This window comes from Janthinobacterium sp. YR213, from assembly GCF_900099875.1.
Classification (GTDB): domain Bacteria; phylum Pseudomonadota; class Gammaproteobacteria; order Burkholderiales; family Burkholderiaceae_D; genus Janthinobacterium; species Janthinobacterium lividum.
Genome location: NZ_FNDA01000001.1, coordinates 1,421,304 through 1,446,819 on the forward strand (window position 1 = coordinate 1,421,304; position 25,516 = coordinate 1,446,819).

25 protein-coding genes are annotated in these 25,516 nt (G+C 62.8%); 12 read left to right on the forward strand and 13 right to left on the reverse strand.

Annotation, left to right across the window (positions count from 1 at the left end):
• Positions 1-266: 266 nt before the first annotated feature.
• Positions 267-764, reverse strand: coding sequence for a YceD family protein (locus BLT98_RS06265; RefSeq protein WP_034779242.1), 498 nt, complete (start codon positions 762-764; stop codon positions 267-269).
• Between the two features lie 223 nt (positions 765-987).
• Between BLT98_RS06265 and BLT98_RS06270 the strand changes: the two genes are divergently transcribed.
• Entirely contained in the window at positions 988-1,596 is a 609-nt protein-coding gene (locus BLT98_RS06270; RefSeq protein WP_092606983.1) for a Maf-like protein, read from the forward strand.
• A gap of 27 nt (positions 1,597-1,623) precedes the next feature.
• The gene (locus tag BLT98_RS06275) at positions 1,624-2,373 is read left to right on the forward strand and encodes an SAM-dependent methyltransferase (protein WP_092605968.1); all 750 of its coding nucleotides are present in this window, start codon (positions 1,624-1,626) and stop codon (positions 2,371-2,373) included.
• A 77-nt stretch (positions 2,374-2,450) separates the two neighbouring features.
• On the opposite strand, the gene rlmJ is transcribed toward BLT98_RS06275, so the two are convergent.
• Positions 2,451-3,368 carry a 23S rRNA (adenine(2030)-N(6))-methyltransferase RlmJ gene (gene rlmJ, locus BLT98_RS06280; RefSeq protein WP_034749665.1) on the reverse strand — a complete coding sequence of 306 codons (918 nt, stop codon included), beginning with the start codon at positions 3,366-3,368 and terminating at the stop codon, positions 2,451-2,453.
• Positions 3,369-3,645: 277 nt separating this feature from the next.
• Here rlmJ and BLT98_RS06285 point away from each other — a divergent pair, with 277 nt between their 5' ends.
• Positions 3,646-4,074 (forward strand): thioredoxin family protein, encoded by a 429-nt coding sequence (locus BLT98_RS06285; protein ID WP_034779256.1) that lies wholly within the window; start codon positions 3,646-3,648, stop codon positions 4,072-4,074.
• 6 nt (positions 4,075-4,080) lie between these two features.
• Here the strand turns inward: BLT98_RS06285 and BLT98_RS06290 are convergent, their stop codons facing one another.
• On the reverse strand, positions 4,081-6,354 hold the full coding sequence (locus BLT98_RS06290; RefSeq protein WP_092605970.1) for a xanthine dehydrogenase family protein molybdopterin-binding subunit: 2,274 nt from the start codon (positions 6,352-6,354) through the stop codon (positions 4,081-4,083).
• A 10-nt stretch (positions 6,355-6,364) separates the two neighbouring features.
• Complete coding sequence (locus tag BLT98_RS06295) at positions 6,365-9,502, reverse strand: EAL domain-containing protein (RefSeq protein WP_092605973.1); 3,138 nt, start codon at positions 9,500-9,502, stop codon at positions 6,365-6,367.
• 259 nt (positions 9,503-9,761) lie between these two features.
• Between BLT98_RS06295 and BLT98_RS06300 the strand changes: the two genes are divergently transcribed.
• The gene (locus BLT98_RS06300) at positions 9,762-10,268 is read left to right on the forward strand and encodes a DUF1993 domain-containing protein (protein ID WP_034779265.1); all 507 of its coding nucleotides are present in this window, start codon (positions 9,762-9,764) and stop codon (positions 10,266-10,268) included.
• Positions 10,269-10,375: 107 nt separating this feature from the next.
• Here BLT98_RS06300 and BLT98_RS06305 read toward each other — a convergent pair whose 3' ends face one another.
• Together BLT98_RS06305 and BLT98_RS06310 are read right to left on the reverse strand one after the other, a co-directional pair.
• On the reverse strand, positions 10,376-10,570 hold the full coding sequence (locus BLT98_RS06305; RefSeq protein ID WP_034779267.1) for a DUF1289 domain-containing protein: 195 nt from the start codon (positions 10,568-10,570) through the stop codon (positions 10,376-10,378).
• Positions 10,570-11,142 (reverse strand): DUF1415 domain-containing protein, encoded by a 573-nt coding sequence (locus tag BLT98_RS06310; RefSeq protein ID WP_034779269.1) that lies wholly within the window; start codon positions 11,140-11,142, stop codon positions 10,570-10,572. Before BLT98_RS06310 ends, BLT98_RS06305 begins: the two co-directional genes overlap by 1 nt.
• A 337-nt stretch (positions 11,143-11,479) precedes the next feature.
• Between BLT98_RS06310 and BLT98_RS06315 the strand changes: the two genes are divergently transcribed.
• The 5 genes from BLT98_RS06315 (at position 11,480) to BLT98_RS06335 (ending at position 16,451) form a co-directional block, all read left to right on the forward strand.
• Positions 11,480-12,892 (forward strand): transglycosylase SLT domain-containing protein, encoded by a 1,413-nt coding sequence (locus tag BLT98_RS06315; RefSeq protein ID WP_034779271.1) that lies wholly within the window; start codon positions 11,480-11,482, stop codon positions 12,890-12,892.
• A gap of 103 nt (positions 12,893-12,995) precedes the next feature.
• Positions 12,996-13,784, forward strand: coding sequence for an enoyl-ACP reductase FabI (gene fabI, locus BLT98_RS06320; RefSeq protein ID WP_092605975.1), 789 nt, complete (start codon positions 12,996-12,998; stop codon positions 13,782-13,784).
• Between the two features lie 72 nt (positions 13,785-13,856).
• On the forward strand, positions 13,857-14,135 hold the full coding sequence (locus tag BLT98_RS06325; RefSeq protein ID WP_092605977.1) for a hypothetical protein: 279 nt from the start codon (positions 13,857-13,859) through the stop codon (positions 14,133-14,135).
• Positions 14,136-14,140: 5 nt separating this feature from the next.
• A complete protein-coding gene (locus BLT98_RS06330) occupies positions 14,141-14,662 on the forward strand; it encodes a helix-turn-helix transcriptional regulator (protein ID WP_092605979.1) in 522 nt (173 codons plus the stop codon).
• A 382-nt stretch (positions 14,663-15,044) separates the two neighbouring features.
• Positions 15,045-16,451 (forward strand): DEAD/DEAH box helicase, encoded by a 1,407-nt coding sequence (locus BLT98_RS06335; protein ID WP_035820280.1) that lies wholly within the window; start codon positions 15,045-15,047, stop codon positions 16,449-16,451.
• Positions 16,452-16,539: 88 nt separating this feature from the next.
• Here the strand turns inward: BLT98_RS06335 and BLT98_RS06340 are convergent, their stop codons facing one another.
• The 4 genes from BLT98_RS06340 to BLT98_RS29125 form a co-directional block, all read right to left on the reverse strand.
• Positions 16,540-16,998 carry an acyl-CoA thioesterase gene (locus tag BLT98_RS06340; RefSeq protein WP_034750191.1) on the reverse strand — a complete coding sequence of 153 codons (459 nt, stop codon included), beginning with the start codon at positions 16,996-16,998 and terminating at the stop codon, positions 16,540-16,542.
• Positions 16,999-17,082: 84 nt separating this feature from the next.
• Complete coding sequence (locus tag BLT98_RS06345) at positions 17,083-17,451, reverse strand: hypothetical protein (protein ID WP_034779283.1); 369 nt, start codon at positions 17,449-17,451, stop codon at positions 17,083-17,085.
• 129 nt (positions 17,452-17,580) lie between these two features.
• On the reverse strand, positions 17,581-17,718 hold the full coding sequence (locus tag BLT98_RS29120) for a hypothetical protein (RefSeq protein WP_162483240.1): 138 nt from the start codon (positions 17,716-17,718) through the stop codon (positions 17,581-17,583).
• A 234-nt stretch (positions 17,719-17,952) separates the two neighbouring features.
• The gene (locus BLT98_RS29125) at positions 17,953-18,126 is read right to left on the reverse strand and encodes a hypothetical protein (protein WP_162835752.1); all 174 of its coding nucleotides are present in this window, start codon (positions 18,124-18,126) and stop codon (positions 17,953-17,955) included.
• Positions 18,127-18,260: 134 nt separating this feature from the next.
• Here BLT98_RS29125 and BLT98_RS06350 point away from each other — a divergent pair, with 134 nt between their 5' ends.
• The 3 genes from BLT98_RS06350 (at position 18,261) to BLT98_RS06360 (ending at position 21,766) form a co-directional block, all read left to right on the forward strand.
• Positions 18,261-19,493: a glycosyltransferase gene (locus BLT98_RS06350; protein WP_139179127.1), complete on the forward strand. Its 1,233-nt coding sequence runs from the start codon at positions 18,261-18,263 to the stop codon at positions 19,491-19,493.
• 187 nt (positions 19,494-19,680) lie between these two features.
• Entirely contained in the window at positions 19,681-20,661 is a 981-nt protein-coding gene (locus tag BLT98_RS06355) for an EDSAP-1 family PEP-CTERM protein (RefSeq protein WP_070280200.1), read from the forward strand.
• Between the two features lie 109 nt (positions 20,662-20,770).
• Positions 20,771-21,766: an EDSAP-1 family PEP-CTERM protein gene (locus BLT98_RS06360; RefSeq protein ID WP_244517406.1), complete on the forward strand. Its 996-nt coding sequence runs from the start codon at positions 20,771-20,773 to the stop codon at positions 21,764-21,766.
• Positions 21,767-21,792: 26 nt separating this feature from the next.
• Here the strand turns inward: BLT98_RS06360 and BLT98_RS06365 are convergent, their stop codons facing one another.
• From BLT98_RS06365 to BLT98_RS06375, 3 genes are all read right to left on the reverse strand, one after another.
• Positions 21,793-22,893, reverse strand: a complete 1,101-nt coding sequence (locus BLT98_RS06365; RefSeq protein ID WP_092605981.1) for a nitroreductase family protein — start codon at positions 22,891-22,893, stop codon at positions 21,793-21,795.
• Entirely contained in the window at positions 22,894-23,763 is an 870-nt protein-coding gene (locus BLT98_RS06370) for a ThiF family adenylyltransferase (protein ID WP_092605983.1), read from the reverse strand.
• A gap of 86 nt (positions 23,764-23,849) precedes the next feature.
• Complete coding sequence (locus tag BLT98_RS06375) at positions 23,850-25,433, reverse strand: methyl-accepting chemotaxis protein (protein ID WP_092605985.1); 1,584 nt, start codon at positions 25,431-25,433, stop codon at positions 23,850-23,852.
• Positions 25,434-25,516 lie beyond the last annotated feature (83 nt).

Genomic DNA, 25,516 nt, shown 5'->3' on the forward strand with positions numbered 1-25,516 from the left:
ATGACTCCTAATACATAAGTTCTAAAATTTTAGCACAATCGATTAGCAAATACATGCGAATCGAGTATCCCAGCGGCAAAGACTACCCGAAAATAGCCCGGACCGACATCGTTTATTACAATTACATTTCACTACACTTGCCATACTCGATTACTACACGCGTTTGACACGTTCTTTACTCGGAACCTCACAAACCTGCTGCGCTGACCGCTCGCTACGGTTTCTGAGGCTCCCTACAAACTACCACTACTACTTATTCTCTTAACTTATTCTGGCTTCAAGTCTTTCAGGGCCGCAAACGGCGACTTCTTTTCAGTCTTGAGAGCATCGAGCTGCGCCGTATCGGGGCAGACGTCGTGTTTGGGTACCTGCGGCAGGGCCAGCAAGGCTTCATCTTCGATCAGGGCCGCGGCATCCATGCTGCGGCTGCCGACGATCACGTCGATCGATTCATCGTTGATGATTTCTTCGATCTCGTCCGCGTGCTCGTCATCCTTGCCCAGCATCAGAGTGGTCGTCGAATCAATTGCGTAAGCATACGGAGTCAGGCAGCGCTGGCAAACCAGCTGAACGGTGCCGTTGACCGACAAGGTCAGTTGTGGGTAGCCCAGCTTGCTGGTGCCGCCGACGATCTTCCAGGCGATCTCACCGGAACTATCTGCACAATCCTTGGTCAACCGGGTCATTTCAGCGACAGGAGTTACACCCTCGCGGCTCCCGCTGATACGACAAAAATCAAAGGCGTCGATCACAAAAGCATTCATTGGTAGAAAATTTCCCCGGAAAACCTGCGATAATAACAGGGTTTTTAGCACGGAGTCAAAGGCTAAGCATCTTTTTTGACGCAATCATTGCCATAAACATGACAATTCCATCAACACCGTCATGCCGCATGGAGCCTCAGTTGTGGGCTCTGCGCCCTGGAATTTGCGTGAAATTCCACTGACATCGACCAGCGCGGCCATGCCGGCCGCCATCCACTACCGAATGATACCAACTTCCGTCCCATTGCGCTTGATTCTTGCATCGAGTTCGACCTACCGCAAGGAATTACTGGAACGCCTGCGCCTGCCTTTCGAGGTCGCCGTGCCCGATCTCGACGAAAGCCCGCTGCCAGGCGAAAGCCCCAGCGCCACGGCCCTGCGCCTGGCGCGGGCCAAGGCGCAAGCCGTGCTCGACCGCTACCCTGGCAGCCTCGTCATCGGCTCCGACCAGGTCGCCACCCTGGACGGCGCGCAGATCGGCAAGCCCGGCAACCATGCCAACGCCCTGCTGCAGCTGCAGACCATGCGCGGGCGCCAGACCGTCTTCCACACGACCCTGTGCCTGCTCGACGGCCGCCAGAGTCCGCCTGTGGCGCAGGTGGAAGATATCCAGACCCTCGTCACCGTGCGCGACTTGTCCGATGCGGAACTGGACGCCTACCTGCGCATCGAGCAACCCTATGATTGCGCCGGCAGCGCCAAGAACGAGGGCCTGGGCATCGCCCTGCTCGAGCGCATCGACAGCACCGACCCGACCGCCCTCACCGGTTTGCCGCTGATCGCCCTCACCGGCATGCTGCGCAAGGCGGGCGTCGCGTTTTTCACCCTTTAATTCATTGAATATACCGACAATAACAATATGACCGGCACCCTGTACCTGATTCCCAACCACCTCGGCCTGTCCGACAGCCCGGCCGACCCGCTGGCCCACATCATTCCCGAGCAAGTACGGCAGATCACGTCGCAGCTCGATTATTTCGTGGCAGAAAACGCCAAGACGGCGCGCGCCTTCCTGAAACTGATCGGCAACCAGCATCCGCTGGCCAAGCCGCTGCAGGAAATCACGATTTCCGAACTTAACGTAAATACCCCGGCGCAAGCGCTGGCCGGCTTGCTGGCACCCCTGCTGGCGGGGCGCGATGCGGGCCTCGTCTCGGAAGCGGGCGTACCCGCCGTGGCCGACCCCGGCGCCGACCTGGTGCGCCTGGCGCATCAGGTCGGCATCAAGGTGCGCCCGCTGGTGGGGCCATCGTCGATCCTGCTGGCCGTGATGGCCAGCGGCTTGAACGGCCAGAGCTTCGCCTTCAATGGCTACCTGCCCACGGACGCGGCCCTGCGCGCCAAGCGCATCAAGGAACTGGAAGTGCGTTCGCGCACGGAAAAGCAGACCCAGCTGTTCATCGAAACGCCGTACCGCAATGCGGCCATGCTCGAAGCGCTGGTGGCGCAATGCGCGCCGTCGACCCTGATCTGCGTTGCCACCGACCTGAGCCTGGACACGGAAAGCGTGCAAACGTGGAATGGCGGCCAGTGGAAGAAACAATTGGCCGCCGGCAAGGCACCTGACTTCCACAAGAAACCGACCGTGTTCTTGCTGCTGGGACAGTAATCCCCCGCCCATAAAAAAACGCCACGGGTACATTGCCCGTGGCGTTTTTTATTACAGCACTACCAAGAGAAGTATGATTACACTCTTCTTGTACCGGTATTTTTCTGTCCGCCCTTGCCCGTTTCCAATACGAACTTCGCGCCATCGTCGCGGCCCAGCACTTTCACCAGGTACGGCATGACTTCGCGCAACATCGGCTCCAGCGTGTATGGCGGGTTCAAGATGAACATGCCGCTGCTGTGCAAGCCAAAACCGTCCGGCGACGGGGTGTTGACCGTCAGGGTCACGTGCAGCCAGTCCGAGCTGGGCAATTGCTTGAGCTTGTCGGCGAACTGGCGCGATTCCATGCGCTGCAGCACGGGGTACCAGACGGCATACATGCCGGACGGGAAGCGCACGAGGGCGTCGGCCAGGGTGTCCTTGACCTTGCGGTAATCCATCTTGTCTTCATATGGCGGGTCGATCAGCACCAGCGCGCGGCGCGATGGCGGCGGCAGCAGGGCTTTCAGGCTCTGGAAACCGTCCGCCTTGGTGATCAGCACGCGCTTGCCGCGCACGGTCGGACGCTCGCCCTGGGCCAGCGCATGCGCCTCGACCTTGCGGAAGTTGTCGGCCAGAATCTTTGCGTCCGCCGGATGCAGCTCGAACAGGCGCAGACGGTCTTGCTCGCGGCTGACCTTGTCCGCGCAGTACGGCGAACCCGGGTAATAGCGCATCTTGCCGCTCGGATTCATTTCCTTGATCAGCTTCATGTACTCGGCCAGCGAGGCCGGCAAGTCCGTGCGGTCCCACAGGGGGGCGATGCCCGTTTCGTACTCGGCATTTTTCGACGCATAGCCGCCGTCGAGCGCATACACACCCGCGCCGGAGTGGGTATCGATATAACTATAGGCGGTATCTTTTTGATTCAGATATTGCAACAACTGAATCTGCACATAATGTTTCAACACATCGGCGTGATTACCCGCGTGAAAGGCGTGGCGGTAACTCAACATAAGCTGGCTAATTCCATAATAAAAATAAATAAAGGCGGGAGCGCTGACACCGGGCAGGGCATGAAAACAGACTGGAGGGGTCAGGCTGCGGGGCCAGGAAACAGCATGGACCAGCGTAATCAGCGCGCAATAACCAGCATTATCCACCAGAAAGGTGTATTGCATCAAAAAACACGGATAAACAAGCCCATGCATTCCCGGGACTGCGGTGGCCGGGCGCGGTAGAATACGCGCATCGGGCGCCCGGCGCCCATCGCCCTACTAACCAGATACGACCATGCACAGCCTGACCCTCACGACCGATAACCGCGCCGACGTCGCGGCAGCCCTGGCCGGCCCGCGCTGGACGGTGGCCTGCCTGTGCGCGCTGTGGTGCGGCACTTGCGGCAGCTACCGCGCCACATTCGAGGAACTGGCCGCGCGCCATCCTGACACCGTCTTCGTCTGGGTCGACATCGAAGACCAGGCCGACGTGGTGGGCGACCTCGACATCGACAACTTCCCCACCCTGCTGATCCAGCACGAGGACAACGTGGCCTTCTTCGGCACCGTGCTGCCCGACGGCGGCCTGGCGCACCGCATGGTGCAGGCGCAGCAGGCGCTCAGCGGGGCGGAACTGGCGGCGCTGGCCGCCAGCACGCAGGAGCGGCGCGACTGGCAGCGCGACTGCAATCTGCGCAACCTCCTGGCCGCCACCCTGGCTTGATGTAAATTAACCCAGGCGCAGCGGCAGGCTGCGCAGCCTTTTCCCCGTCAAACTGAACACGGCGTTGGCCACGGCCGGCGCGATCGGCGGCGTACCGGGCTCGCCCACGCCTTCCGGATGCTCGGCGCTGGCGATGATGACAGTTTCCACCTCGGGCGTTTGCCCCATGCGCAGCACGGGATAGTCGTGGAAGTTAGCCTGCTCGACTTTCCCCTCCTTGAAGGTAATCTCGCCGCCCAGCGCCGCCGACAGGCCAAACAGCACGGCCGACTCCATCTGCTGGGCGATGATGTTCGGATTGACGGCGATGCCGCAATCGATGGCGCACACCACGCGCTGCACGCGGATTTCTCCGTTTTCCACGGACACCTGCGCCACTTGCGCCACGATGCTGCCGAACGACTGATGCAGGGCCACGCCATGCGCATGGCCGGGCGGAGGCGTTCCCGCCTTGGCAACTGCCGCATCGAGCACGGCCAGGTGGCGCGGGTGCCGCACCAGCATGGCACGGCGGAAAGCGATGCCATCCTGCCCCGCCGCGTGGGCCAGTTCGTCGATAAAGCTTTCCTTGAAAAAAGCGTTGTGCGAGTGCCCCACCGAGCGCCAGTAACCGATGGGCACGGGACTGTCGGCGATCACGTGGGCGATGCGCTGGCTGGCAATTTCATACGGCATGTCGAATTCGCCTTCGGCCGTGGTCTTGTCCGGCCCCGCACCGGGCAAGCCGAAATTACGCTGCAAAAACTGGTGCGTGATGGAGCCGCTGACGGATTTGTTGTCCCAGGAAGCGATGCGGCCGTGTTCATCGAGGCGGGCCGCAAAGCGGGCCAGCGCGGCGGGACGGTACATATCGTGCTGCGTATCCTGTTCGCGCGTCCACACCAGCTGCACGGGCGCGCCGCCGCACTGCAGTGCGATGGCCACGGCCTGGGCGATCATGTCCACTTCCAGGCGGCGGCCGAAACCGCCTCCGAGCAGCAGCACCTCGATGACGACGTCCTTCGCATCGACGCCGGCCACTTTCGCCGCCACATCGACGGCGATGCCGGGCGCCTGCGTCGAGACCCACAGCATCACCTTGCCATCCTTGACTTGCGCGGTGCAGTTGACGGGTTCCATGGCGGCGTGCGCAAGGAATGGCGCGCGGTACTCGGCAGTAACCTGCCGCATGCCCTGCACGGCCTTGCTTTCCACCTGGCCGCTGGCGTGATAGGCATAGCCCGCTTCGCTATCGAGCAGGCGGGCAAACTCCGCATACACGCCGGCGCTGGACAAATTCGCCTGCGGGCCAGCCTTCCACTGCGTCGGCAAGGCGGCGGCCGCCTGCCTGGCGCGCCACCAGGTGTCGGCCACCACGGCGGCACACGAGACGCTGCGCTGAGCCAGGTGCGGCGTCAGGTCCAGCACCTTTTTCACCCCGGGCATGGCCAGCACCGGCGCCGCGTCGAACGCGGACAGGATATCGCCCAGGCGCGGCGGCAGATGCAGGGCCGCATACAGCATTCCGGGCGGGCGCGCATCGATGCCGAAACGCGCGCTGCCATTGACTTTGGATGGCGTGTCGCGGCGCGGCGCCGGCTGGCCGATCAATTTGAAATCCCTGGGCAGCTTCAGCACGGGCGTGCCCGGGTCGATTGCGGCGGCGCGCTGCGCCAGGCTGGCGTAGCTGGCGCGCCGGCCATCCGGGTGCAGCACTGCGCCATTTTCCGTGCGGCACTGCGCAGCCGGCACCTGCCACAACGCGGCGGCGGCCCCCACCAGCATGGCGCGCGCCGACGCGCCCGCTTCGCGCATGGGACCCCAGCCATCCTTCACGCTCGACGAGCCGCCCGTGACGATCACGCCCAGCTCGCGCGCCGCCTTGGCCACCGTCCACTGGGCCAGCGCTTTTACGCGGCCCTGGTCGTCCGGGTGGAAAGGCAAGCCATCCGTGAGCATGGCGACATTGCCGAAGATCTTGTCCATGGGCGCCTGGATCAGCTTCACGCTGGAGAGCGGCACGTCGAGCTCCTCTGCCACCAGCATCGGCAAGGCCGTGTGCACGCCCTGCCCCATCTCGCTGCGCGGCATGGCCAGGGTCACCGTGCCGTCGGTGCCGATAGCCAGCCAGCCGTTCAGCGCCACGGCGCCATCCTGCAGCGGCAGCGGCACGCTGCCATGCAGGCGCTGCCGCGGCGGCAGCACGCCCCAGCCCAGCACCAGGGCACCCACGCCGGCCACACCGAGACCAAGGCCGCGGAGCAGGAAACGGCGGCGCGACGTATTTTTTTCTCCGGCCATGGGATACCCTTTAATTGGTTAGTGGTTGATCCAGCGGGTCGATCCAGCGCTCCAGCATATCCTGTGCCAGCACCGGGCGGCTATAAAAATAACCTTGCGCCAGCTTGCAGCCATGGCGCAGCAGGAAAGCCGCCTGCTCTTCCGTCTCCACGCCTTCGGCGATCACGGACAATTGCATGCTCTTGCCCAGCTGGATGATGGCAATCGCAATCGCTTCGTCATTGACGTCCGTCGAGATATCCTTGATGAAGGAGCGGTCGATCTTCAGGGTTTGCACGGGCAGCTGCTTCAGATACGCGAGCGAGGAATAGCCGGTGCCGAAATCGTCGATGGCCAGGCCCACGCCGATGGCGTGCAAGTCGTTGATGAAACCGAGCGCGTCGCCCGTGTTCATGATGACGGACTCCGTCACTTCCAGCTGCAGGCGCTGCGGCTCGAGACCCGTTTCCTTCAGAATGTCGGCCACCATGCCGGCGATGCTGCCCCGTTCGAACTGCTTTACCGACAGATTCACGGCCATTTTCGGCACGTGCAAGCCCTGCGCCTGCCAGCGCATCATCTGGCGGCATGCTTCGTCGAGCACCCATTTGCCCAGCTGGTTGATGAAGCCGCTGTCTTCGGCCAGCGGGATAAAGCGCGCAGGCGGCACCAGGCCCAGTTCCGGGTGGTTCCAGCGCACCAGCGCCTCGACGCCGACCAGGCGGCCCGTGTCGATTTCCACCTGCGGCTGGTAATTGAGGAACATCTCGTTCTTTTCCAGCGAACGGCGCAAGAAGGTTTCCAGGCGCAGCCGCTCGACGCCTTCGCCCGTCATCGACGGCGCATAGAAGCGGTAGCCATTGCGCCCGCGCGCCTTGGCCTGGTACATGGCCACGTCGGCATTGCGAATCAACATGTTCAAGTCCAGCGCATCGTCCGGATACAGGCTGATGCCCACGCTGCAGGTGACGAACAGTTCATGGTCGGCCACCGTGAACGGCTGGTCGAACATGGTCATCAGCTTTTCCGCCACCTGCGTCGCACCGTACTCGCCGTCGACGCGCTCGAGCAGCACGATGAACTCGTCGCCGCCCAGGCGCGCCAGGGTATCGCCTTCGCGCAGGCGGGCCGCCAGCTGGCCGGCCACCTTTTGCAGCAATTCGTCGCCCACATGGTGGCCCAGGGTGTCGTTGACGTTCTTGAAGCGGTCCAGGTCGATAAACAGCACGGCCAGCTGCTCCTGGTCGCGCGCGGCGCGCAGCAAGGCGTGCTGCAGGCGGTCGTGGAACAGCAAACGGTTCGGCAGGGCCGTCAGCGGATCGTGGTGGGCCATGTGGTCGAGCTTTTCCTGCGACTCCTTGATCAGGGTGATATCGCTGAACACGCCCACGTAATGCGTGGTGCCGGCGCGCGCGTCGCGCACGGCGCTGATCGTCAGCCACTCCAGATACAGCTCGCCATTCTTGCGCTGATGCCAGATTTCGCCGCGCCAGAAACCGCTGGCCTTCAGCTCGTTCCACATGGCTTCGTAGAACGCAGAGTCGTGGCGCGCCGAGCGGGTCAGCGAAGAGTGCTGGCCCACCGCCTCGGCTTCGGCATAGCCGGTGATCTGCGTGAAGGCGGGATTGACGGTGACGATGATGCCGCTGGCATCGACCACCATCACGCCGTCGGCGATATGTTCGAGCACGGTGGCCGACAAGCGCAGTTTTTCCTCGGCTTCCTTGCGCGCCGTGATGTCGGCATACACCCAGATGCTGCCTTCATTGGGGCGCAGCGGATCGAGCGCGCAGCCGCTGACCAACGCCCAGAACAGGCTGCCGTCGCGGCGCTTGTACTGGCGCTCCTCGCTGAAATCGCCGCCCATGGCCAGCGCCGGATACTGGCGCTCGCCCGCCTCCTCGAAGTCATACGAACTCATAAACACCATGGCCGTCGAATTACCCGTCATCTCGGCATGCTCGTAGCCGAACAGTTCCTCGCAGCGGCGGTTGACGGAAATGATGCGGCGGTGGCGCACGAACATCACGCCGAACATCACGTTGTCGAGAATCGCGCTCTGCTCCGTCAGCAGCGCTTCGATGCGCATCTCGTGGTGCTTGCGCTGGCTGATGTCGGCGATGATGCCGTCGACCCAGATGACGCCCTGCTCGCCCGCCTGCGGCTGGCCATTCTCGGCCACCCAGCGCTCGATGCCGAAAGCGTCGATGATGCGGTATTCCAGCGCATATGGACGCACCTCGGCCACCGCCTGGCGGACGGCGCGGCGGTGCTCGCGGCGGTCTTCCGGGCAGATCAGGTCGGCCCAGGCATGCGTGGTGCCGCGCATGAACTGGCGCGCCGAATAGCCGGAAATCTCTTCGATGGCATCGCTGACAAAATCGATGGGGCCATCGGGCCGGTAGCGGAAGACGGCGCCCGGCACCTGCGTGACGATGGTGCGGAAACGCTCTTCCCGCTGGCCCACATCCTCGAACAGCTGGCCGATGGCCGCGCGCATTTGCTCAAGCTGGGCCGTCAGGCGACCCAGCTCGTCAGTGCTGTGCGAGGTCAGGGGCGTGTCGAAATCGCCGTGCGACAGGCGGTCGGAAAAGCGCGTCAGGCGGCGCAGGGGTTTCAACAGGCGGCGGTTCAGGAACAGCACGATCAGCGCCATCGACACGGCCAGTTGCGCGCCCAGCACGAAAATATAGGAGATCTGCTTTTCGCGCAGCTCCTGCTGGCTGCGTGCATCGTCCATCTCGACGACGACGTGGCCGATGCGTTCGCCGCGCACGAGGATGTCGCGCTCGGCGCGGTACAGATTGCCCACGGGCCGCTGCGGCGCCTGCAGGCGGATGAATTCCGTGTCGCCCTGCCCCAGCACCTTCACCAGCAGCACGGAACGGTCGCGCATCACCGACTCGACCAGTGAATGGGCCGATTCCGCGTTCATGTTCCACAGCGACTCCTGCATGCCCAGCGCCAGGATATCGGCATTGCGCTGCAAGGCTTCGTTCAGGCTGGTGCGCGCCGACTGGCGCTCATGCACGCCGACCAGCACATAGCTGCCGAAGATGGCGGGAACGACGAGGCCGCCAAATACCACCAGCAGCAAGGCGCCATAGATAGACGAGCCGTACAGCACACGCAGGCTGGCGCGCAGGCGCTGGTAAGGTGAATTAAACATGCGGCAACAGGGCAACAGGGATCAGGCGGGCGATCATTGACTTTACAGGGGAATCGGGTGGTGAGGCGGGAAGAAACTTTATCAGGAGCAATTATGCATGGAAAAAGCGGGGAAAGTCACCAATAAACACACGCTAACGGCTACCTCATGTCATATAAACAGGGTTGAAAAACCACACGCCGCCCGGCACGCCCGGCCGGCGCCAGCAGAAAAGCGCGCAGCTTGCTATCATCGCGCCACTTTACCTAGAGGAACCACCATGACCTTCTCCATCTACTCCGCTTCGATCCCCGTCTTCAAACAGATCCTGGGCAGCCTGGCCGCCATCCTGGACAAGGCGGAAACGCACGCGCAAGACAAGAAAATCGACCCGAACGCCCTGCTGCAATTCCGCCTGTTCCCGGACATGCTGCCGTTCGTGCGCCAGATCCAGATCGCCACCGACTTCGCCAAGGGCTGCGGCGCGCGCCTGGCCGGCGTGGCCGTGCCACCGTATGAAGACAGCGAACAGAGCTTTGCGGAACTGAAAGCGCGCATCGTGAAAACCATCGCCTTCCTGGAAAGCCTGCCGCAAGCGGACATCGACGGCAGCGAAACGCGCGCCATCACTACCGGCAGCGGCGAAAAGACCAAGCACTTCACGGGCCAGACCTATCTGTTCCACTACGCGCTGCCGCACTTCTTCTTCCACGCGACGACGGCGTACGACATCCTGCGCCATAACGGCATTGAAGTGGGCAAGAAAGATTTTATTGGTAGCTACTGATCGTTAGCGCCAAAAGTACCGGGGTCAGTTCCTTCGGAATCGGAATGCTTCCCATTGGGAAGCATTCCCCCGCCTGGTCTGACCCCGACAATTGCAGCTGGGTTAAATCAGGTATTCCGGCGCGGATACCCCTGCGCCAGAATCCTCACCCACACCACTTCCTTCTCTTCATCCGTCATCGACACCCAGTGGGCCACTTCCACTACGCTGCGGCCGCAGCCGCGGCAGATTTCATCAAAGGTTGTCGAGCACACGGCCACGCAGGGCGTGTCTGGACGCGGCGGCAATTCCTTGTCCGCCATCAGGACACCTTCGGCAAGCCGAGCTTTTCCCAGCCTTCGGTGCCCAACGCTTCCAGCGTGGCAATATTCTTGTCAAAGATCTCCGACGCTTCCGGGAACGCCTCGACGGCGCGCTCGATGCTGTCTTCGCGCAGCAGGTGCAGGGTCGGGTACGGCGAGCGGTTGGTGTAGTTGCTGATGTCGTCCTCGAACGTCTCGGCAAACTGGTAATTCGGATGGAAACTGGCCACTTGCAGTTCGCCGGCCAGGTGCATGTCTTCCACGGCCGCGTCGGCCACGTCGAGAAACTCGTTGTAGTCGAGGAAATCGTTCAAGGTGTACGGATGGATCAGCAGGGTCGTGTCGATCTGTTCGGGGTCCGTGTCGGCCAGGGTTTGCAGCTCGTCCATCAGCATCGCCAGCAGATCTTCCGGATTGCCCGATTCGCACACCACATAACGGATCTGCTTCTTGACGTGCACGGCCTTGGCGAACGGGCACAGGTTCAGGCCGATCACGGCCTTTTCCAGCCAGGCAACGGTATTGGCGATGATGACGGCGTTGTCGTCGTCGTGGCGCGGCGGGGTGTTCATATACTTGACTCTCTATTAATAAGGCGGCCGGCGGCTGAATGGCCGGCCAAAGCCAATTGTACGCACTTTTGCGCAGCCTCATACCGGGCGCCATCCAGGCTTGCGCCAGCCTCCTCGCCATGTATGCTATAACAGCGGCCGAATCACGCATCGGGCAAATTAAATTTGCAATAATGACAGCATTTGCGAATGGAAACTCAGCCGTTACCCACTTATTACCGCTTATTTCCTGTCATCATGCTGACATAATTCTTGACTCCGGCATGTGGATATACGTACACTCGCTGCTTAATCATGGGTCTGTCCGATGTTTCTCCGACGACAACAATGGAACACTATGCACGAAAACTCCTTTAAATCTACCGTCCTGGCGGCGTTGGCCCTGGCGCTTGCGCCCGCCCTCAGCCAGGCGTACGAAGCCGGTGTTGAGAGCGATAACGCGCCAGTCGCCGCCGCCGCACCCGCCCTGATCCCGATGACCGCCCAGGTCACGGCGAAACTCCCCACCCTCGACAACCGCCTGCAAAAGACCGACCGTCTGCTGAAAAACCTCAGCGACAATTCCGATCCGCTGCGCGAAGCCGACGTCTGGGGCCGCATCCGCAGCGGCTATGCGATTCCCGACATCAACAACCAGCTGGTGGCGAACCACGTCAACTGGTACGCCACCCGCCCCGACTACATCGCCCGCACCACGGCGCGCGCGTCGCGCTACATCTTCCACGTGGTGCAGGAACTGGAAAAGCGCGGCATGCCGACGGAACTGGCCTTGCTGCCGTTCATCGAGTCCGCCTTCAACCCGCAAGCATTCTCCAGCGCCAATGCGGCCGGCATGTGGCAATTCGTGCCCGCCACCGGGCGTGATTTCAACCTCAAGCAAAACATGTTCAAGGACGAGCGCCGCGGCGTGCTGGCCTCGACCGATGCGGCCCTGACCTACCTGCAGCGCCTGTATGACATGTTTGGCGACTGGCAACTGGCCCTGGCCGCCTACAACTGGGGCGAAGGCTCCGTGCAGCGGGCCATCAAGAAAAACCAGGCGCTGGGCAAGCCGACCGACTTCGAAAGCCTGGCCGACCTGATGCCGGCCGAAACGCGCAACTACGTGCCGAAACTGCAAGCGGTGAAAAACATCATCGCCAATCCGGCCCAGTTCGGCCTGACCCTGCCCGTGGTCGACAACCAGCCGTATTTCACGGCCATCGACAAGACCAGCGACATCGACATCACCGTTGCCGCCCAGCTGGCCGAGCTGTCAATGGATGAATTCAAGGCCTTGAATCCGCAATTTAACCGCCCCGTCATCATCGGCGGCGAAAAGACCAAGATTCTGTTGCCGCAGGAAAACGCCGCCAAGTTCACCACCAACCTGGCGCAATGGGGCCATGCCTTGTCCAGCTGGACGACGCACAAGATCACCAATGCGCGCGAACGCATCGAAACCCTGGCGTCGAAATTCGGCACCACGGCCGACGTGCTGCGCCAGGCCAACAATATTCCCCAGCGCACCAGCCTGCGCGCCGGCTCCACCATCCTCGTGCCGAAAACTTCGGCCACGATGAACAAGGACATCACCCAGGAAATCGCCGACAGCGCCACCATGCTGCTGGAAGCGGACCGTCCGGAACGGGCCGCCAAGGCACTGCGCCGCGCCGCCAAGGGTGGCAAGGTGCAAGCCGCGCCAATTTCCCTGGTGAAACCGCGCATCCAGCGCGGCGGTGGCAACAGTCGCGCCAAGGCCCGTCACTGATCGCCTGAGCTGTATTGACCTACCTCACCGGCCGCCACAGCTTTGCTGTCGCGGCCGGTTGTACATCCGCCCACCCCGCCCACCTACCCAGACAGGAGTCGTCATGGCTTTCTTGCAAGGCAAAAAAATCCTCATCACGGGCTTGCTGTCGAACCGCTCCATCGCCTATGGCATAGCCAAGGCATGCCACCGCGAAGGCGCCACCCTCGCCTTCACGTATGTGGGCGAACGCTTCAAGGAGCGCATCACGGAATTTGCGGCGGAATTCGGCAGCGAACTGGTATTCGACTGCGACGTTTCCAGCGATGAACAGATCAGCGCCGTCTTCAGCGACCTGGCGCGCCACTGGGAACACCTCGATGGCCTGGTGCACGCCATCGGTTTTGCGCCGCGCGAAGCGATCGCCGGCGACTTCCTCGATGGCCTGTCGCGCGACAGCTTCCGCATCGCGCACGACATTTCCGCCTACAGCTTTCCCGCCATGGCCAAGGCCGCCCTGCCCCTGCTGCATCCGGGCGCTTCGGTGCTGACCCTGACCTACCTGGGCGCCGTGCGCGCCGTGCCCTACTACAACACCATGGGCCTGGCCAAGGCGTCGCTGGAAGCATCCGTGCGCTACCTGGCCGAATCGCTGGGCCCGCGTGGCATCCGCGCCAACGGCATCTCGGCCGGCCCCATCAAGACCCTGGCCGCGTCCGGCATCAAGGATTTCAGCAAACTCCTGGGCTTTGTGGCCGAGCACGCCCCGCTGCGCCGCAACGTCACCATCGAGGAAGTGGGCAACACGGCCGCCTTCCTGCTGTCCGACCTGGCCTCCGGCATCACGGGCGAGATTACCTACGTCGACGGCGGCTTTTCGCAAGTAATGGCCGTGAATCCCGAAGTAGAGTGAGGCGGTGATGGTCGATATTTTTCGGTTGTCACTTGACAACCGCAAAATATCGACCTACATTGGAGGCATCGCATGGCGCGCTCCCCGCCCCCGAAGAAGGACATAGAAGCGGCGCTGCGCCACGCGGAAAACCAGGGCTGGCGCGTGGAAACGGGTGGCAGCCATGCCTGGGGCAAGATCTGCTGCCCGTACAACGATGCCGGCTGCCACTGCGGCGAATTCTGCATCGCCTGCATCTGGAGCACGCCGAAAAATCCCGGCAACCATGCGCGGGCGATACGGCGGGTGGTCGACAACTGCACTTTCAATAAGCTGATGCACGACTGCATGCAACGCAAATCCAGGGGGTAGCCATCATGGATTACATCTTTACTCTCAAATACCGCCTGCCAGATAACGAAACCGACCTCGATGCGCTGACCGAGCGCCTGGGCGTCGGCGGTTGCGACGATGCCCTGGCCGGCATCGGCCAGGCGGGACGCCTGGCGCTGGAATTCACGCGCGAGGCCAGCAATGCCAGCGAAGCACTGCTGAGCGCCATGGCCGATGTGAAAGCCATCGTGCCCGGGGCCTTGCTGGTCGAGGCCGCCCCCGACTTCGTGGGACTGACGGACGTGGCGCAAGTGCTGGGCTTGTCTCGCCAAAACCTGCACAAGCTGATGAACAAACACCGCCACAACTTCCCCGCGCCCGTACATGAGGGCAGCGCCACCATCTGGCACCTGGCCGACGTGCTGGCCTGGCTGCAGGCCAAGGGGACTTACCAGCTGGAACGCAGCCTGGTCGACGTGGCGCAAGCGGCCCGGCAAATCAACCTGGCCAGGGAAACGCGACAGGCGCCGCCGCTGCCCGCCGACATCGTGGCCATGCTCCATTAAACGGAAGAAAACTACGTATTCTTACTGATTTCACATAGGAAACATGATCAAAACGTGGTAGGACTGTCGTTTCTTCCCATTTAAGCCGTGCAAAACGGCAGCAAATACGGTATAGTGTCGTTGTGCGCTGCAATATGTTTCCTTGAAGCGATGGCAACACCGCAGTTACATGCACTACAAACTTAGCAGCTTCGCAAGCCTTAGCGCATCCACAGGATGCCGCTTATAAAGCCCTCCCGCCTTGTGTGTCGCACCTGACACCGTCCCGGCGCAAAGCTTTTGTGCCGAAATTTCTTTCTAGTTGAGTCATTTCGTTTTGGTTGGCGTTGCTATTTTGCGTTCTGCTTTTTGCAAGAACGCTGATTTTCACGAAAGAAAAAGAATGACATTTGAATCCTTAGGCCTGCATCCGTCCATCATCGCCGCTCTGACCGAATCGGGCTACACCGCGCCAACCGCGGTACAGTCGCAAGCGATTCCAGCCGCGATCGAAGGCCGTGACCTGCTGGTCTCGTCGCAGACCGGTTCGGGCAAGACGGCAGCTTTCATGCTGCCATCGCTGCACAAACTGGCCAGCGCCGAACAAAGCGCCGCCGGCAAGACGCCGAACCAGGAAATGCAAGCATCGCGCGCCCGCGGCGAGCGTCCACGTTTCAAGGCTGCCCAGCCAAAAATGCTGGTGCTGACGCCAACGCGCGAACTGGCCCTGCAAGTGACCACCAATACCGACAAGTACAGCACCGGCATCCGCCGCATCAAGGCTGTGTCGATCCTGGGCGGCATGCCTTACCCTAAACAGATGCAATTGCTGGCCAAGAATCCTGAGATCCTGGTCGCTACCCCTGGCCGTCTGATCGACCACATGGACTCGGGCAAGATCGACTTCTCGCAACTGGAAATCCTGGTGCTGGACGAAGCCGACCGCATGCTGGACATGGGTTTCATCGACGACATCGAAAAGATCGTGGAAGCGACGCCGGAAGGCCGTCAAACCATGCTGTTCTCGGCAACGCTGGACGGCGTCGTCGGCAACATGGCTCGCCGCATCACGAAGAACCCGCTGGTCATCCAAGTGGCAAGCTCGAGCAACAAGCATGAAAACATCACCCAGCGCGTTCACTTCGTCGACGACCTGTCGCACAAGAATCGCCTGCTGGACCACCTGCTGCGCGACGAATCGCTGGACCAGGCTGTTGTGTTTACCGCCACCAAGCGTGACGCCGACACCATCGCCGACCGTCTGAACATCGCCGGCTTCTCGGCTGCCGCCTTGCACGGCGACATGCACCAGGGCGCGCGTAACCGCACCCTGGACGGCATGCGCCGCGGCCAGGTCAAGGTGCTGGTTGCCACCGACGTTGCCGCCCGCGGTATCGACGTGCCAACGATCACCCACGTGTTCAACTACGATCTGCCGAAGTTCCCGGAAGACTACGTCCACCGCATCGGCCGTACCGGCCGCGCTGGCCGCAATGGCCTGGCCATCTCGCTGGTGAACCACGCTGAAGGCATGAACGTCAAGCGTATCGAACGCTTCACCAAGCAATTGATCCCGGTCAATGTCATCGAAGGTTTCGAGCCTAAGAAAACGGCATCGGCACCACGTTCGAGCGCCCGTCCAGGCGGCTGGAAACCAGGCGACAACCGTGGCGGCGCGAAGCCAGGTCAACGCACGTTCAGCAAGCCAGGCGCACCACGCAAAGACGGCGCACCGAGCACCGGCGGCGGCTACAAGGGTTCCAACCCGCGCAGCACCGACGGCGCACGCCGCAGCTACGGCGACCGTTAATCACGGCGCCATGCCGCCCACGGGCGGCATGCAATAAAAAACGGCCACCAGATCACTCTGGTGGCCGTTTTTTTATGTCCGCAACGACTTATTTCTTCGACACCTTCTGGCGCGACAGCTTGCGCAGCTTGGCCTGCTCGAAGCGCGCGTGCTGTTCCGGCGTTTCCAGCACCAGCGGCGGCACGGCCACCGGTTTGCGGTTGGCATCCACGGCCACCATCGTGAAATAGCAGCTGTTGGCGTGGCGCACCAGGCGCTGCTGGATGTTTTCCGTCACCACGCGAATACCCACTTCCATCGACGTCGTGCCCGTGTAGTTGATCGACGCGAGGAACGTCACCAGTTCGCCCACGTGGATAGGCTGCAGGAACATCACCTGGTCCACCGACAGGGTCACCACATAGCTGCCCGAATAGCGGCTGGCGCAAGCATAGGCGACGCTGTCGAGGTATTTCAGGATGGTGCCGCCGTGCACATTGCCGGAAAAATTGGCCATATCGGGCGTCATCAAGACCGTCATCGTCAGTTCGTGGGCCGACCAGTTCATCGCGCTGTCCAAAGTATTCTCCAAAGGGGGAAATTAAAAGTGAGGGGAGATGTGAAAACCGGCCACGAGGGCCGGTTGTGAGCCTTACAGGCCCAGGGTGTCGATATCGGCCAGCGACTCGCGGCCCTTGTCGGAAATGTCGTAGCCTTCGCCTTCGGCGCGCGCCACGATGTGGGCTTTCTTGCCCAGGAAGTAAGCCACGTCCGATTCCAGCTTGGTCAGTGGATCGGTGGCGACGGCGCGCAGCCCCATGATGCAGCGGCGCAGGAACAGCAGTTGCTGTGCTTTCTCGGTGATGGACAGACGGCCATCGCGTGCATAGCTGAGCAGCTTCAGGCCGGACAGGCGCTTGGCATTGCGGGCAACGCAAGCGCTGGGGCGCTCGGTCTTGATGCCGCGTGCAACTTGCTCCAGCGCGTCATATTCATCGGTTGTTAATTTCTCGTTCTTCATTACTTTTCCATAAAAGGCCAGGTGTTCGGCCCCCATGGTACGCGCCCCGCTGCGCATCGGCAACAGGCAACGTGAATCAGTCACCGCCCGCGCGGCGGACGGCTGACTGGAAGACGGGCAGGACAGCCCTTATTTATAGTTGCGCAGCAGCAGCCAGGCCAGGCCGCAACCCGCCACGGCGCCCGCCAGGGCCAGCGCCACGAGGTTTTTGCTGGTCATCACAGGCCGCCGGCCCAGGTAGATTTTGTTATGCAAGGAATTGCCCATGATGGTCTCCTGTACAAGAATTTTTATGATGTCTCATTATAAGAACAGAATCGTGACGGCCGCATGACACTCGACAGTTAGAGTTTGATTTGTATCCACTCGGCAACATTTATTGACGTTTTTGTTGTTTAAATGGCGTGGCGCCGGCGGCGGCCCCGCAGTCCATTTCCGATCGGAAATAAACACGGCGCACATCTCCCCGTCACCGCCATGCCGGCGGCGCACCGCGCCCCGTCACTGCATTTTCACGGGCGGTGGCGGCGGCGTCGGCTCCTCGACGGGCACGGGCTCGATGTGGGGCGGCGTTTCCGGCGGCGGCGTGACGGGATCGCCTTCCGGCGGTGGCGGCATATCGGGTTCGGGCGTGCTGTGCGCACGCAACAGGGCAGGACGGAATTGGGTTTGCATGTGACCTCCTTTGCCCCACTCTAGCCGATACGGCCAAATCCTGGCGCCCGCCAGTGGCACGCGACGGGGGAACTAAACGGCGTGGCGCCACTCCAACCTGGCAGGCATCCCCTCCTGCGAGTACAGCGGTTCCCATGGCGCGCAAAAAAATCCTCTTTATGGCCGAGGCAGTGACCCTGGCCCACGTCGGCCGCCCCCTGAGCCTGGCCCAGGGACTCGACGAGGACAAATATGAGGTGCATTTTGCCTGCGCCGATGGCTATGACTTTTGCTTCAAGCAAGCGCCCTTTCGCCGCTGGCGCATCGACAGTATTTCATCGTTGCAATTCCTGCAGGCGCTGGCCCACGGCAAGCCTGTCTACACGGAAAGCACCCTGCACGCGTATGTGGAAGACGACTTGCGCCTGCTCAATGCGGTCCAGCCCGATCTCGTGATCGGCGACTTCCGCCTGTCGCTGTCGGTCAGCGCGCGCCTGCAGCGCATTCCCTACATTACGCTCAGCAATGCCTATTGGAGTCCGTACGTGCGCCAGCACTACACGGTGCCCAGCCTGCCCCTGACAAGCCTGCTGCCCATCTGGCTGGCCGCCCCCCTGTTCCGCCTGATCCGCCCGCTGGCCTTCGCCTCGCATGCCGTGCCCCTGAACCGCGTGCGCCGCAATCACGGCCTGCCATCCTTGGGCAGCGACCTGCGGCGCATCTATACGGATGCCGACCGCACCTTGTATGCGGATATTCCGCAACTGTTCCCACCGCACGCCATGCCGTCCACGCACGGCTATCTGGGCGCCGTCATCTGGGCGCCGCCACTCGACTTGCCGGACTGGTGGCAGCGCCCGGAACTGAGCAGCGGACGGCCCATCATCTACGTCACCCTGGGCAGTTCCGGCCAGGGGCAATTGCTGCCGCGCGTGCTGCGCGCGCTGGCGCCCCTGCCTGTCACCGTATTGGCAGCCACGGCCGGCACCATCCGCGTCGACGCCGTGCCGCCGAACGCCTATGTCGCGCCCTTTCTGCCGGGCGACGCGGCCGCGCGGCGCGCCAGCCTGGTGATCTGTAACGGCGGCAGCCCCACCAGCCAGCAGGCGCTGACGGCGGGCGTACCCGTCATCGGTATCGCCGGCAACCTCGATCAATTCCTCAACATGCACGGCATCACGGAGGCCGGGGCCGGCCTGCTGCTGCGCGCCGACCGCTTCCAGGAAACCGCCCTGCGCCATGCCGCCACGCGCATGCTCGACGATGGCCGGGCCAAGCTGGCGGCGCGCCAGCTGGCCACGGCCATGCGCGACTATGTGCCAGGGCAACGCTTGCTACCCCATGTGCACGCCCTGCTGGGCTCGTTGCCTCTAGGCAGCCAGCCTTGACGGGCAGCGTCGGTTTTTCTTACAGCGAGTCCGGCAAAGCCTGCACCGCATCAACAAAAACACGCCAAGTCATTGATTTCAAAAGGGCCTCATGCGTTGGCATGGAAGTCGCTAGGTACTGGCCATGAGCACCTGCCGACAGGACTCAGCAAGACTTCCAGACTCACTCAACCACGAGGTGAATACAATGAAACTCTCGAAACTGAAACTGCTCCCGGCCGCAGCGGCACTGGCCATGCTGTGCGCCGCAGGTAGCGCACAGGCGGGCGCCTACGGCTATTCCTACAACAACATCTTCGGCCTCGTGATCGGCGTGCCAACGGGCCAGATCACGGTGGCCAACAGCACCACCATCTCGCGCAGCACGGCCACCCTGAATGGGGTAAGCGTCATCAATGGCGGCGCCGGCTCGCTCGATGCCCTCCGCGCCAACGTCGGCGCCGTCACCAAAGGCGAGAACGACTTCACGCAGCAAGGCCCCACCAACACCTATTCGCGCGGCGATGCGCAGATCGTCAGCACGCAGTTCCCTTCGTTCCCGCCCGGCTCCACCTCCACCCAGGTGGTGAACGTGGCCGAAGCCCACCTGGACGGCCCCGCCGGCACGGCCGATGCGTCCGGGCGCAATGGCTCGACCACGGGCTTCTCCGTCGATTTCATCGTCGGTTCGCCCACGGCAACGCTGAGCTTTGACTTCCTGGCCTCGCCCTTCATGCAGGTCTTCCTGCAAAGCACGGTCGGGCAGCTGTCCACCGCCACGGCCAATCTGGTCGTCACCTTCACCATCACGGATGCGACCGGCGCAACCGTGTTCAACTGGACTCCCGATGGCGTGATCGGCTCGGGCATCTCGGGCGGCACGGAAAACGCCGATGGCGCCAATCTGAACACCAGCCTGGCGACCAATTTCCTCACGCGCGGCAATCTGTTCACCTACGACCCATCCGGCTGCGGCACGCCCACGGGCACCGGTGTCGGCACCGCGTGCGGCAGCAACTTCAGCTCCGTCAGCAATGCTTTGACAGCCGGCAACTACACCTTGACCCTGAATGCGGTGGAAAGCGTGGATCTGGTGAAACAGGCCGCGCCTGAGCCCGGCACCCTGGCTCTGCTGGGCCTGGGTCTGGCTGGCCTGGGCTATGCCCGTCGCCGCAAGGTTGCCGCCTGAACCAGGCAACAGGGGGATTCACAGGCGAGGAGGCTCTCCTCGCCTTTTTTATGTGGCAAGCCTGTCGGTTTTCCTTACAACGCGGCCGATCAGGAGATGAGGATTTTTCATGATGACATTTTCTTGCACCCGACTGCCAATGGTCTTGTTCGCCTTTCTGCTGCTGGCCAGCAGCGGCACCGCCAGCGCCGCCGCCTACGGCTATTCGTACACCAGTGTCTTTGGCCTGGTCATCAGCAATCCCTCCGGCTCCGTCTCCCTGCTCAGCAACATCGACCTGTCGCGCACCACCGCCACGCTCAACGGCAGCAGCATCATCAAGGGCGGCAGCAATGAGATCGACGCGCCGCAAGCGACACGCGGCGCCGTCACCAAGGGAGAGAATGATTTCACCCAGCAAGGCATGGGCAATGCCTCGTATGCGCGCGGCGAGGCGCAAATCGTCACCTCGCAAATCCCCCCCTTTCCACCGGGCTCGACCAGCACACACACCGTAAACGCGGCAGAAACCTTCCTGGCGGGCGGCGGCAGCGCCGACGCCTCGGGACGCAATGGTTCCAGCACCGCGATGACCGTCAATTTTGTCGTCGGCCAACCGGGCGCAACCATGGCCTTCGACTTCCAGGCCCTGCCCTTCATGCAGCTGTACCTGGACGCCTTGGCCGGCACAGGCTCGGCGGCCACCACGAATATGGCGATGACGTTTAGCATCATCGATGAACATGGCCAGATCGTCTTCAGCTGGGCGCCCGACGGCAACCTCGGTTCCGGCATCCTGGGCGGCACCGAACTGGCCGATGCCGCCAACCTCAATACCGGCTACGCGCAAACGCCGCTCACCAGCGGCAGCATGTTCACCTACGACCCCAGCGGCTGCGGCGCCCCCACAGGCACCGGCATCGGCACGACGTGCGGTGGGCAGTACAGCGCCGTCACGGATCACCTGGTGGCGGGCAACTACACGCTGGTGTTGAACATGCTGAACAGTTCCGAACTGGTCTACGTGCCAGGCGTCACGCCAGTGACGCTGCCGGGAACCTTGCCGCTATTGGCGGCTGGCCTGGCAGCGCTGGCCAGCCTGGCGCCACGGCGCCGACAAGGCTGAAGCGCGCGCATGGCGTCACGCGCGCCTCACTGCCCCGCCGTCGGCGCCACCAGCAAGTCTTGCAGCGGACGGCGCAGCGAGCGCGCACTGGCCGCCGGCCCGGCGCCTATGCGCCCGAGAAACACGGCCCGCTCAACCGCCGTGGCGCCCAGCACGGCCTGGCATTGCGCGGCCAGCTCCTGTGCCAGCTCCTGCATGCCATCGGTGCGCGAAAAAGTACGCCGTTCGCGCACATAGCGGGCAAAGATCAGCGGCGTCAATTCCGGCTGCAATTGCAGGCCCAGCTGCGTGGCCGTCAGCCAGAAGCGCTGCATGGCGCGGCCGGCCGCCACGTAATCGTCGATGTGGCGCGGCGGCGCATCGGCCAGCAGCATGAAATGCGCGGCACAATACAGGCCTGGCAGCAAGTCCATCTGCAGGCGCGGCGCGACGGTGCCAGCCAGCCAGGTATTGAAAAAATCCACGCGGCGCCAGCTGTGCATGACCCAGCGCATCAGGCGCGCCGTCATCGGGTCGACGCCGAGCGCCTGCTCCGGGATGCGGTCGCTGCTGAAGCGCGCGCCCCATTCGATGACGTCGCGGTGCACCTTGTGCGCCTCGGGCATGGTCAGGCGCAGCTTCGCATTGTCGAACATCAGGCGCGCGCAGGCCAGGCGCGCGCGCCCGCCTTCGAACCACTGCACGCCGTACCCGGGCGGCAAGCTGGCCGCCAGCGCCGCCTTTTCGCTGGCGCGCAAGCTGCGCGTGCTGAGCCGGCGCCGCTGCACACTGCGCTGCGACAAGAAGGCCGCCAGCGGGTCGGGCTGCATGCCGGGACTGTCGACCAGGCGCACATCGAAGGTGGGTAGCGTGTCGGGCATGGACAGACGCCGGCGCGCTTCCATGCGCAAGCCATGGCTGCTGGCCGCCAGTGCCATGCTTTCGAGCAAGGCACCGAGCGATAGCTGGCTGGGATGGCCGTCGAGGTCATACACGCAATGGCTGCGCGTATCGAAGCCATGCACGACCACGTGCCGCGGGTCCACGACTTCAAAGCGCCACGGCTGCGTGTTGTCGCCGCTGGGCGCCCAGCGCGCCTGCTCGAGGATGTTTTCCAGTACGGGATCGATCTGCGGTGCTTGCGCCATTTATACCCCCTGCGCCGCGCGGCGCCGCTTGATGACGGCCATCGTCAGGCGCTGCAGCGGATGACGGTTGCCGCCCGGACGCCAAGTATGCACGAGCTTGTTGCGGTAGGCGTCGAAATGCATGCCGTGCGGCGCCGCCATCACCTTGCCCCGCTTTAACAATATCTTCAAGGCTTCCGTGGCGGCCGCGCCCGCGCACAGCTGGCAGCCCATGATGGTCGACGGCCCGCGCCGCTCCTTCAGGTTGATGGCGGACGGGTCGACCAGATAGGGGCCGTGCAAGCCGGCCGGCGCCAATCCGACCAGGAAACGCAAGGCTTTTTCTTCCTCGGGCAAGTCGCCCCAGCCAAAATACTCTTCGAACGTCATGCCGCCCGGCATGAAGCTGAGCACGGCCGTGCCCATGCCCAGCGGCGCGGCCGTGATAGCGGGGATGCCCAGGCGGGCGCACGTGGCGAAGGTAGCCTGGCGCGCGGGAAAGGCGAAGAAATCCAGGCCGTCCACATACAGGTCGACACCGGCAAAGAACTCGGCCAGGTTGCTGTCGTGTATACCGTCTGGAAATTGTTTAATCTCAAGTTCGGGATTGATGTCACGCGCCATCTGCGCCAGCACGGCCACCTTGGGCTGCCCCAGGGTGGAGACCATGGCGCCGGCCTGGCGGTTGAAGTTGGCGATATCGAAGGTGTCGAAATCGGCGATATGAAAAGCGCCGATACCGAGCCGCGCCAGGGTCAGCAAATGCACGCCACCGACGCCGCCCATGCCGGCGATGGCCACGCGCTTGCCGCGCAAGCTATCCTGCTCCGCCTGCGTGACCCAGCCCAGGTTGCGGGCGAACGCCGCGTGATAGGAAAAACCGTCTGTCATGCTCACCTCTTCTGTGCGTCCAGTGCGGACGAAAAAGTTTGGACAGGTGAGCCGGGGTTAAGTTCCCCAGTGACAGAAAAAAGCGCTTAGCGCGTCAGGCGCCGCGCCGCAGGCACGCTGCGCTGTAGTGCTGCCGCTGCCGGCGCCACTGCGCCCACCTTGAACACGCTGACGATCTGCGCCAGCCCCGCCGCCTGCTCGTTCATGGCTTGCGCCGCCGCCGACGCCTGCTCGACGAGGGCCGAGTTTTGCTGCGTCATGTTGTCCATCTCGACGATGGCCTGGTTGATCTGCTCGATGCCGGCGCTTTGCTCGGCGCTGGCAGAGGAAATCTCGGCCACGATATCGGTCACGTGCTGCACGCTGGAGACGACTTTTTCCATCGTCTCGCCCGCCAGCGCCACCAGTTTTTCACCGGCGCCCACTTGCTCGGCGGAACTGTCGATCAATTGCTTGATCTCCTTGGCGGCCGCAGCCGAACGCTGCGCCAGGTTGCGCACCTCGCTGGCGACGACGGCGAAGCCACGGCCCTGCTCGCCCGCGCGCGCCGCTTCCACGGCCGCATTGAGCGCGAGGATATTCGTCTGGAAGGCGATGCCGTCGATGACGGCGATGATGTCGCCGATCTTCTTCGACGAGGCATTGATGGCGCCCATGGTGTTGACCACCTGGCTCACCACACCGCCGGCCTGGCTCGCCACTTGCGAGGCAGAAATAGCCAGCTGGTTCGCCTGGCGCGCATTGTCCGCATTCTGACGCACGGTCGAGGTCATTTCTTCCATGGTCGAGGCCGTCTCTTCCAATGAGCCCGCCTGCTGCTCCGTGCGCGCCGACAGGTCGTGGTTGCCGGAAGCGATCTCGCCCGATGCCGTGGAAATGGATTCCGCATCGTTACGCACCTGGCTCACCAGATGGGCCAGGTTGTCGCGCATGGCCTTGATCGCCATCAACAGACTGGACGTATCGCCGGGGCGCGTATCGATCTGCGTCGTCAGGTCGCCCTTGGCGATTTGCGCCACGATGGCCGCTGCATAGTCGGGTTCGCCACCGAGCTGGCCCAGGATGCGGCGCAGCATCAAGGCCGCCAGGGCGCCCACCACCAGCATCAGCGCGCCGCCGATGGCCAGCAGCACGCCCGCCTGGGCCCAGAATTTGTGGTTGATGTCATCGATGTACGTGCCTGTGCCGATCAGCCAATCCCACGGCGCAAATTTCACCACGGCATACATCTTCGCCACCGGGTCCTTCACGCCCGGACGTGTGCCGTCCGCCTGCACCAGGCCGATGCGGCTGGTGGCCAGGGCCGCGCGGTAGCGGTCGCCCGACTGTTTCATGTTCTTTTGCGGCACGCCGATGCGCGACGCATTCGGGTGCACGTACAGCAAGTCCGTGCTGAAATCGCGCACAAAATAATACATCTCGTCCTTGACGAAGCTGCCGATGACCAGCTTGGCCTGCTGCTGCGCCTGTTCACGCGTGAGCTTGCCAGACTGTTCCAGCGCATACGCCTTTTCCACCGAGGCATTGGCCAATTCCACCAGCACCGTCAGCTGCTCCACCCTTTCCGCCATCATGGTCTGACGCAGGGAATACAGGGAAAACGAGGCGATGAGGACGATGCCCAGCAAGGTGCTGAAACACAGGAGGAGAATGCGCGAACGGAGTGTCATGGGTGCCTGGGTAAAGAATAAAATGTGGAATTATAAACAATTTCCATGCGGAAATCTTTTCAGAAAAGCAAAGCGGGCGGCGC